This is a genomic window from Agromyces sp. P1_H4 (genome assembly GCF_056405255.1).
This window is the reverse complement of the sequence record NZ_JBFUCL010000138.1, coordinates 1-9,119: the sequence shown is the minus strand read 5'-3', so window position 1 is coordinate 9,119 and position 9,119 is coordinate 1. Positions and strand designations below refer to the sequence as shown.

Sequence of the window (9,119 nt, the reverse complement as noted above, 5' to 3'; positions counted from 1 at the left end):
GGTCATCATCGCGACCGACCCGAACCTCGAGGGCGAGGCCACGGCGACCTACCTGAGCCGCCTGCTGACCACCCTCGAGATCCGGGTCACGCGCCTCGCGTCGGGCCTTCCCGTCGGCGGCGACCTCGAGTACGCCGACGAGGTCACGCTCGGTCGTGCGTTCGAGGGTCGTCGCGTCGTCGGCTGACGGCACCCGCGCGGCGGGCGGTGCGTACGTCGCCGCGCCGCGGCATCCGCCAGCCCTTGACCGAACCCGCACCCGACCACTGGAATGGGTCGCATGGCCACCAAGGGTGAGGAATGGGTCGCGCAGTACGTCGCGGCATGGAAGTCGAACGACCCCGAGCAGATCGGCGCGTTGTTCACCGATGAAGCGGTCTACCTGACCAGTCCCGACTCGGACGCGCGGCGCGGCCGCGAGGCGATCGTCGCCGGCTGGCTCGAGGACCTCGACGAGCCGGGGACGTGGACGTTCGACTGGAACGTGATCCACGAGGACGACGGGTTCGCCGTCGTGCAGGGCCGCACGGAGTATCCGGCGGAGCGCGACTACATCAACCTGTGGATCGTGCGGCTGGCCGACGACGGCCGCGCCACCGAGTTCACCGAGTGGTACATGCCCCGTCCGCACGAGGGCTGACGGCCGCACGAGGGCTGAACTACCGCAGCACCTCGACGAGCACGACCCACGCCAGCAGGATGGACGTGATCACGGCGAGCACCGAGCCGACAGCCACGAACGCGAGCCCGGCGGCGGCCGATCCCGACACCAGGAGCACCCCGCCGACGAGGAATCCGAGGAGCGGCAGCACGCCGACCGTCGCCTTCGCGAACCGCCCCCACGTCGAGGAGACCCGGTCCTTCGTGGCGAGCACCCGCATTGAGTGCACCTGGAACACGCCGGCGGCGACAGCGCCGACCAGCACCTCCGCCCCGTAGAGCTCGACCGGCTGGCCTGGCACCAGGCCGAACGCGCCGGCGACGATGGCCAGCACGAGCGTGGCCACCGAGGCGCCCGCTCGCGCCGGCAGCGTGGCCGACGACATGACCGTGGCGATGTTGACCGACATGGCGACGATGAGCAGGCCCGCGAGCGCCGCCGTGGCCCCGACCATGGCCACGTTGAAGTCCTTCCAGGGTTCCAGCGCCTCCGACATGACCGCACTCTATCGGCGGCCCGACCGCCGCCGTCACATTGCCGGGGCCGTATACGCGCCGCCGTATGATGGTGCTTCCGGCCGCCGCACGAACGATACCCGGCGCCAGCGACCACCCTCGGGAGACCACGTGAGCTTGATCGTGCAGAAGTTCGGCGGGTCGTCCGTCGCCGACGCGGAGAGCATCAAGCGGGTCGCCAAGCGCATCGTCGAGACCCGCAAGGCGGGCAACGACGTGGTGGTCGCCGTCTCAGCCATGGGCGACACGACCGACGAGCTCCTCGACCTCGCGACCGAGGTCACGCCGATCCCGGCGCCGCGCGAGCTCGACATGCTGCTGTCGGCGGGCGAGCGCATCTCGATGGCGCTGCTCGCGATGGCGATCAAGAGCATGGGGCACGAGGCGCGCTCCTTCACCGGCAGCCAGGCCGGCATGATCACGGATGCCACGCACGGCGCCGCCCGCATCGTCGACGTCACCCCGGTCCGCCTCCGTGAGGCGCTCGACGAGGGCGCGATCGTGATCGTCGCCGGCTTCCAGGGCTTCAGCCGCGAGTCGCGCGACATCACGACCCTCGGCCGGGGCGGCAGCGACACCACCGCCGTCGCGCTCGCCGCGGCGCTGAACGCCGACGTCTGCGAGATCTACACCGATGTCGACGGCGTGTTCACGTCTGATCCGCGCATCGTGAAGAAGGCCCGCAAGCTCGACCGCATCACGAGCGAGGAGATGCTCGAGCTCGCGGCATCCGGAGCCAAGGTGCTGCACATCAGGGCGGTCGAGTTCGCCCGGCGCCACGGCGTCACCCTGCACGTGCGTTCGTCGTTCAACAACAGCGAGGGGACGATCGTCTACGACCCCTCGCGTCTTCCCGAAGGAGCAGCAGTGGAAGAGTCCGTCATCGCGGGCGTCGCGGTCGACCTGACCGAGGCGAAGATCACCGTCGTCGGCGTGCCCGACGTGCCCGGTGTGGCCGCCAAGATCTTCAAGATCGTCGCGAACACCAACGCGAACGTCGACATGATCGTGCAGAACGTGTCGGCCGCGTCGACCGGGCGCACCGACATCTCGTTCACGCTGCCGAAGTCCGACGGCGAGCGGGCACTCACCGCGCTGTCGAACTCGCAGGAGGCGATCGGCTTCAACTCGCTGCAGTACGACGACCAGATCGGCAAGCTCTCACTCGTCGGCAACGCGATGCGGTCGGCCGCGGGCGYGTCGGCGCGGCTCTTCGAGGCCCTGTACGAGGCCGGGATCAACATCGAGATGATCTCCACGAGCGAGATCCGCATCTCGGTCGTGACGCGCGCCGACAGCGTCCACGCCGCCGCGCGTGCCGTGCACACGGCGTTCGAGCTCGACGGCGAGGACGACGCGGTCGTGCACGCCGGCACGGGTCGCTGACGCCGTTCGCCGGCAGCGGGCTCGGCTGCGGCATCCGTCGATCACGGATGCCGCGGGGCACGACATCGTCGAAATCCGCTCCCGCGGCGGGGGAATCCTGCCAACGTTCCGCTGACGGCGGACGGGGGTCGCACAGGCTGGGACAATGGAACAACGCTTCCCGTCGGCTTCGCCGTCGGATGATGGAGGAGACCACGTGGGCAACACCAACGCAGTGAACATCGGCGTCGTCGGCGCCACCGGCCAGGTCGGCGCCGTCGTGCGCCGCCTCCTCGAGGAGCGCGACTTCCCGGTCGCCTCGATCCGCTACTTCGCCTCGGCGCGGTCGGCGGGCTCGACGCTGCCGTGGAAGGGTCAGGACATCGTCATCGAGGATGCTTCGACGGCCGACCCGTCGGGCCTCGACATCGCGATCTTCTCCGCCGGCGCCACCCTCTCGAAGGCGCAGGCACCCCGCTTCGCCGCTGCCGGGGTCACCGTCATCGACAACTCCAGTGGCTGGCGCATGGACCCCGACGTGCCGCTCGTGGTCAGCGAGGTCAACCCGCACGCCATCGACGAGGCGCGCAAGGGCATCATCGCGAACCCGAACTGCACCACGATGGCCGCCATGCCCGTGCTGAAGGTGCTGCACGACGAGGCCGGCCTCGAGCGCCTCATGGTGTCGACCTACCAGGCCGTGTCGGGCGCAGGGCTCGCCGGCGGCGAGGAGCTGCTCGAGCAGGCGCGTGCCGCCGTCGCGCAGGACGCCATCCAGCTCGTGCACGACGGCCGTGCCGTCGAGTTCCCCGAGGCGCAGAAGTTCCCGCGCACGATCGCCTTCGACGTCATCCCGCTCGCAGGGTCGATCGTCGACGACGGCGACCTCGAGACCGACGAGGAGAAGAAGCTCCGCAACGAGAGCCGCAAGATCCTCGAGCTGCCGGGTCTGCGCGTCGCGGGCACGTGCGTGCGCGTCCCCGTCTTCACGGGCCACTCGCTGTCGATCCACGCCGAGTTCGCCAACCCGATCACGCCCGAGCGCGCGACCGAGCTGCTGTCGGATGCCCCGGGCGTCGCGCTCTCCGACGTGCCCACGCCGCTGCAGGCCGCCGGCACCGACCCGAGCTACGTCGGCCGTATCCGGCAAGATCAGAGCGCGCCCGACGGCACCGGGCTCGTGCTCTTCGTCTCGAACGACAACCTCCGCAAGGGCGCGGCCCTGAACGCGGTGCAGATCGCAGAGCTGGTGGCGGCGAAGCTGCCCGTCGCCGTCTAGGCGGCGCGCCACGGCATCCGCTCGCTCGCGGGTCCCGAACCACGGTCATGAAGCAGGGTGGCGAGCAGCGGCTGCGACGGATGCCGCGTGCGGCCCGCGCGGTCGCGGTGCTCGCCGGGGCGGCATCCGTCGTGCTGTTGGCCGCGWGCGGCGTGCCCGCCACGTCGACGCCCGGGCAGGCGGCGTCGCCGTCTTCCGGACAGGTCGTCGCCGCCTTCTACGGCGACTCGTACACCCGCGGCACGGGCGCGAGCTCACCCGAGCACCGGTGGTCGACGATCGTGGCCGCCGAGCGGGGGTGGTGGGAGTTCAACCCCAGCGTCGACGGGCTCGGGTTCGTGAACCACCGGGAGCCGACGCCGAACGGCGCGGGCGCCACGGGCGTGGACCTCGTCGACCAGATCGTCGAGCACGAGCCGGCGCCCGACCTGGTCATCGTCACGATGGGACTGAACGACAACTTCTCGATGCCGTCGCGGGCCGACGACATCGAGGCGGCGATCGGGGCCGACCTCGCGCGGCTCGCGGATGAGGTGCCCGAAGCGCGGCTCGTGGTCGTCGAGCCGTTCTGGTACCCCGACGAGCGGCCCGACTCGGTCGAGCAGATCATCGGGTGGGTCGAGGCGGCCGCCGACGAGGTCGGCGCGGACTACATCGGGGGCGCGTCGCACTGGCTCGAGGAGCATCCCGAGTGGATGGCGGCCGACGGCATCCACCCGAACGACGAGGGCTACGCCGAGGTCGCCCGTCGCATGGACGCGGAGCTCGAGCGCCTCGGGCTCTGAGGGCCGCGGCGCGATTCTGAACCTCGTCCGTTGAGGCGGGCCTGCCCGCCCTCGGAAAGGCATGAGAATCCGGAACATGGCTCCCGTCCGGGCGTCAGGGGCGGGATTCTCATGCGTTTCGCGTCGTCGACGGAGGGAGGCGCCGGGCCGACGGTTGTCGGCGCGCCGCTGCCGACTGGGCTCCTTTCAGAGAACCCTCGATGACCCAACTCTTGACGTTTCTGAGTTTTGTATACAGAATACGGAGGACGCAATTCCCGAGCCCGACTCCCGGGCCGGCCCCCCTGCAATGACGAAAGAGGTGCGGAATGCCCCGCGCGAACTCGAAGATGAGGCGCCTGCTCGCGGTCGGAGCCGCGAGCGCTGTGATGATCGGCCTGGCCGCGTGCAGCGGGGGAGGTGGTGCATCCGATGCGAACACGGTCGTCTGGTCGACGTGGGGCACCCCAGAGGAGCTGACCCGGTTCGAGGAGTTCAACGACGAGTTCATGAAGCGGCACCCCGACATCACCGTCGAGCTGCAGCCGGTCGCGAGCTACGCCGACTACCACTCCAAGCTCCTCGCCCAGCTCACGAGCAACACCGCCCCCGATGTGTTCTACATCGGCGACGACAAGATCGGCCAGTTCGTCGACGCGAAGGTGCTCGCCCCGCTCACGAAGCTCATGGAGTCCGACGCGAGCGAGACCAAGCCCGACGACTTCTTCCCGGGCCTCTTCGGCGCCGCCGAGCAGGACGGCGAGATCTTCGCCGCCCCGAACGACTCCAACCCCGACGTGCTCTGGTATGACACCCAGGCCCTCGCCGCCGCCGGGATCACCGAGGACCCGGCCACCCTCGCCGAGAACGGCGAGTGGACCACCGAGAAGTACCTCGAGATGAACGACAAGCTGGCTGCGGCCGGCCTCACGGGCTCGATGTTCTGGAACTACTGGGCCACGCACTACAGCTGGATCTCGTCGCAGGGCGGCACGGCCTACGACGAGTCGGGTGCGTTCGTCGGCAATGACGACGCCACCACGGTGGACGCGGTCGACACGCTCGGTCGCTACTTCCAGGACGGCACCTTCGTCGTGGCCGACTCGATGCCCGAGGGCGCCGGCGCCGACAGCGAGTTCGTGACCCACAAGGCGGGCTTCTTCTCGCAGGGCCGCTACACGATCGGCACCGTCGAGAGCGCCGGCGAGCAGGACAGCTACGACATCGTCCGCTGGCCCACGCCCGACGGGCAGCCCGCGCCGACCGGCGTCGCCACCTCGTACCTGGCGATCAACGGCAAGTCCAAGGCGAAGGATGCCGCGTTCACGTTCTGGACCGAGTTCCTCTCGGCCGAGGGCCAGGTCTTCCGCCTCCAGGGCGGCGGCAACGCGGTCCCGTCGATCAAGGGCGCCGACGAGGTCGTGCTCGAGGACGGCTACCCCGCCCACGCGCAGACCTTCCTGGACATGCGCGACATCGGCTTCGAGGACTACGCCGCCGAGGCGGTCGTACCCGGCCTCTCGACCGACGTGAGCGACCTGTTCCTCAAGCTCTACGAGGGCAAGTCCGACGCGCAGGGCACCCTCGACGCGGTCGCCGACCTGGTGGCCTCCAAGACGGGCGAGTGAGCGGCGAGATGACCGTCATCACGGGCGACGCGACCGCGACTCCGGTCGCGTCGCCCGCGCCTCCCGCACCATCCGCGCCTGGCGGGCTCCGCAGGGAGTCCGCCTGGCGGCGGCGCGACCGCCGCTGGGGCTACGCCTTCATCGCCCCGCAGGTCGTCGGTATGGCCCTGTTCGTGCTGCTGCCGTTCGTCGCCAGCCTCGTGCTCGCCTTCGCCTCGTGGGACGGGCTCACCGAGCTCACGTGGGTCGGCTTCGAGAACTTCACGGCGCAGATGCAGGACGAGCTCCTGCTCCGCTCGATCGTGAACACCCTGATCATCGCCGTCGTGACCGTGCCGATCGGCCTTGGCCTCGCCGTCGTCATCGCCGTCGTGCTCGAGAAGCTCAAGACCCGCACGCTCTACCTGATCCTCTTCTTCGCCCCCGTCGTCACCTCGACGGTCGCGGTCGCGATGATCTGGCAGCAGATGTTCCGCGTCGACGGCGTGCTCAGCGAGACGATCGCGAACGTCTTCGGCGTCGCCCCGCCCGACTGGCTCGGCGACCCCAAGCTCGCATTGCTGGCCGTGTGCATCGTGTCGATCTGGTCGGCGCTCGGCCTCAACGTCATCATCTTCCTCGCGGGGCTGCAGAACATCTCGCCCTCGGTGATCGAGGCGGCGCGCATCGACGGCGCCGGCGCCTGGCGGCTGTTCCGCAGCATCCGGATGCCGCTGCTGTCGCCGATCATCTTCTTCTCGTCGATCGTGGCGTTCATCTCATCGCTGCAGACGTTCGACACGGTCTACGTGCTCACGGCCGACGCGGGACCCGACAACGCCACCCGCACGATCGTGTACCACATCTACGATCTCGGCTTCGGTCGGTTCGAGTTCGGGCCGGCAAGCGCGGCATCCGTGATCCTGCTCGTGCTCACGCTCGTGATCACCGCGATCCAGTTCGGCGCCCAGAAGAAGTTCGTGCACTACGAGGATGACGCAGCATGAGCGCAGCAGAGATCGAGACCACCCTCGTCGGCCGTCCCGACCTCGAGCGGGCGTCGTCGCCGCGCTCGGGCATCGGGCGTCGCCGCGCCGGGTCCACTGCATTGCACGTGGCGCTCATCGTGGCGGGCGTCGCCATGGTGTTCCCGTTCGCTTGGATGCTCATCACGTCGTTCAAGACGCTGCCGCAGCTGCTTCAGGACCCGCGCAGCTTCTGGCCGGCGCCGTGGACGCTCGACAACTACATCGAGGCGTGGAACGCCGTGCCGTTCGCGCAGGCGTACATGAACAGCATCTACATCTGCGTGCTGGCGGTCGCCGGCACCCTGCTCACGGCGTCCATGGCCGGCTACGCGTTCGCGCGTATCCGGTTCCGCGGCAGCCGGGTGATCTTCATCGTGTTCCTCGCGACGCAGATGATCCCGAAGCAGGTGACCCTGATCCCGTTCTACCTGCTGATGAGCCAGTTCGGCTGGGTCGACTCCCACCTCTCGCTCATCGTGCCGGCGATGCTCGTGAACCCGTTCGCGGTGTTCCTCATGCGGCAGTTCGTGCTGTCGCTGCCGAAGGAGCTCGAGGAAGCGGCCCTCGTCGACGGCGCCGGACGCTGGCGCACGTTCTGGAGCATCATCCTGCCGAACCTCAAGCCGGGCCTCGGCGCCCTCAGCATCATCGTCGCGCTCGACGTGTGGAACAGCTTCCTCTTCCCGCTCGTGCTGCTGAACTCGCCCGACCTGTTCACCGTGCCGCTGCTGCTCTCGAGCTTCCGCGGGCAGTTCGGGTCGATCAACTACGGGCTCGTGATGGCGGCGTCGGCGCTGGCGACGATCCCGATGCTCATCGCGTTCGTCATCGGGCAGCGGCGCATCCTGAACAGCATGGCCGCGTCGGGCCTCGGCGGYCGATGACGGTGACGGATGCCGCGGCGCTGGCCGCGCTCGCCGGCGAGCACCTCGACCTGGTGCAGGCGCCGTTCACGCTGCCGCGCTCGCGCCTCCTCGTCTTCCGCGAGGGCGACGGTGTGCGCGTGCACACGTCGGAGTACGAGCGGACGCTCGCCGAGTGCCGCGTGCTCGACGCGTTGGTGGTGCGCAGCCACGACGGGGCGGTCCTGCCGATCACGCGGGTGCTGCCGCATCGCGTCGAGTTCGGCGGAGGAGTCGTGACGCTGGGCTTCGCGGGGCCGGCCGCGCTCACCGTCGGCCTCGCCGAGACTGGCGCGGCCGGGGTCTCGATCGAGTGGACGACCCCCGACGGCGAGAGTGCGCACGTCGTGCTCGGCACGGATGCGACGGCGGTGCGATTCGGCGTGGCCGCCGACCGCCGCGTCGGCGCCGCGGCATCCGGAACCCACCTCGCCGACCTCGCGGAGAGCGAGGCGCTCTGGCTCGACTGGTTCGCGCGGTGCCCGCGGGTGCGCGACGACCTCCAGTCGATGACCGCGTTCTGCTGGTGGGTGCTCGGTGCCAACATCGTGGAACTGCCGTCCCTCGGGCGTGCGCGTGCGGTGGTGCCCTCGAAGATCGGCTACGTCGGGCTCTGGCAGTGGGACGCGTACTTCATCGCGGTCGGCCTCAGGCACGGCGACCCCGGGCTCGCGCGGGAGCAGCTCGAGCTCGCGTTCCGGTTCCCGAGCGCCGACGGCCAGCTGCCCGACGTCGTGCACGAGCACGGCGTGCTCGCAACGAGCGACGACCTGCCGCCGAGCGACCGGGAGAACCTCCGCAGGGCCGGCTCGGCGATCGCCGATCCCGAGGCGCCGGTTCCGCTCACGAAGCCGCCGCTCGCCGCGTGGGCGCTCGCGAAGGTACTGGAGGTGGAGCCGGCCGACGACTGGGCCCGGGAGCAGCTCGGGGTGATCCGCCGCTCACAGGACTGGTGGTTCGCGGCATCCGACCTCGACCACGACGGCATGCCCGAGTAT

At 69.9% G+C, this 9,119-nt stretch carries 10 protein-coding genes; 9 read left to right on the top strand and 1 reads right to left on the bottom strand.

Features of this window, described 5'->3' with window-relative positions:
- Window positions 1-187: toprim domain-containing protein (locus AC1DY2_RS10100; RefSeq protein ID WP_476762303.1), on the top strand; the 187-nt coding region annotated here is incomplete at its 5' end.
- A 93-nt stretch (window positions 188-280) separates the two neighbouring features.
- On the top strand, window positions 281-640 hold the full coding sequence (locus AC1DY2_RS10095; protein WP_476762302.1) for a nuclear transport factor 2 family protein: 360 nt from the start codon (window positions 281-283) through the stop codon (window positions 638-640).
- A 19-nt stretch (window positions 641-659) separates the two neighbouring features.
- Here the strand turns inward: AC1DY2_RS10095 and AC1DY2_RS10090 are convergent, their stop codons facing one another.
- Window positions 660-1,157 (bottom strand): hypothetical protein, encoded by a 498-nt coding sequence (locus AC1DY2_RS10090; RefSeq protein WP_476762301.1) that lies wholly within the window; start codon window positions 1,155-1,157, stop codon window positions 660-662.
- Window positions 1,158-1,287: 130 nt separating this feature from the next.
- Here AC1DY2_RS10090 and AC1DY2_RS10085 point away from each other — a divergent pair, with 130 nt between their 5' ends.
- From AC1DY2_RS10085 to AC1DY2_RS10055, 7 genes are all read left to right on the top strand, one after another.
- Window positions 1,288-2,562 carry an aspartate kinase gene (locus tag AC1DY2_RS10085; RefSeq protein WP_476762300.1) on the top strand — a complete coding sequence of 425 codons (1,275 nt, stop codon included), beginning with the start codon at window positions 1,288-1,290 and terminating at the stop codon, window positions 2,560-2,562.
- 196 nt (window positions 2,563-2,758) lie between these two features.
- Window positions 2,759-3,820, top strand: a complete 1,062-nt coding sequence (locus AC1DY2_RS10080) for an aspartate-semialdehyde dehydrogenase (RefSeq protein WP_476762299.1) — start codon at window positions 2,759-2,761, stop codon at window positions 3,818-3,820.
- A gap of 47 nt (window positions 3,821-3,867) precedes the next feature.
- The gene (locus AC1DY2_RS10075) at window positions 3,868-4,605 is read left to right on the top strand and encodes an SGNH/GDSL hydrolase family protein (protein WP_476762298.1); all 738 of its coding nucleotides are present in this window, start codon (window positions 3,868-3,870) and stop codon (window positions 4,603-4,605) included.
- Window positions 4,606-4,913: 308 nt separating this feature from the next.
- Window positions 4,914-6,212 carry an ABC transporter substrate-binding protein gene (locus AC1DY2_RS10070; RefSeq protein ID WP_476762297.1) on the top strand — a complete coding sequence of 433 codons (1,299 nt, stop codon included), beginning with the start codon at window positions 4,914-4,916 and terminating at the stop codon, window positions 6,210-6,212.
- Complete coding sequence (locus AC1DY2_RS10065) at window positions 6,209-7,198, top strand: carbohydrate ABC transporter permease (RefSeq protein WP_476762296.1); 990 nt, start codon at window positions 6,209-6,211, stop codon at window positions 7,196-7,198. Before AC1DY2_RS10070 ends, AC1DY2_RS10065 begins: the two co-directional genes overlap by 4 nt.
- Complete coding sequence (locus AC1DY2_RS10060; protein WP_476762295.1) at window positions 7,195-8,103, top strand: carbohydrate ABC transporter permease; 909 nt, start codon at window positions 7,195-7,197, stop codon at window positions 8,101-8,103. The genes AC1DY2_RS10065 and AC1DY2_RS10060 overlap by 4 nt, the downstream gene beginning before the upstream one ends.
- Window positions 8,100-9,119 (top strand): MGH1-like glycoside hydrolase domain-containing protein (locus AC1DY2_RS10055; RefSeq protein ID WP_476762294.1); only part of this gene is annotated, 1,020 nt, incomplete at its 3' end. The genes AC1DY2_RS10060 and AC1DY2_RS10055, both read left to right, overlap by 4 nt.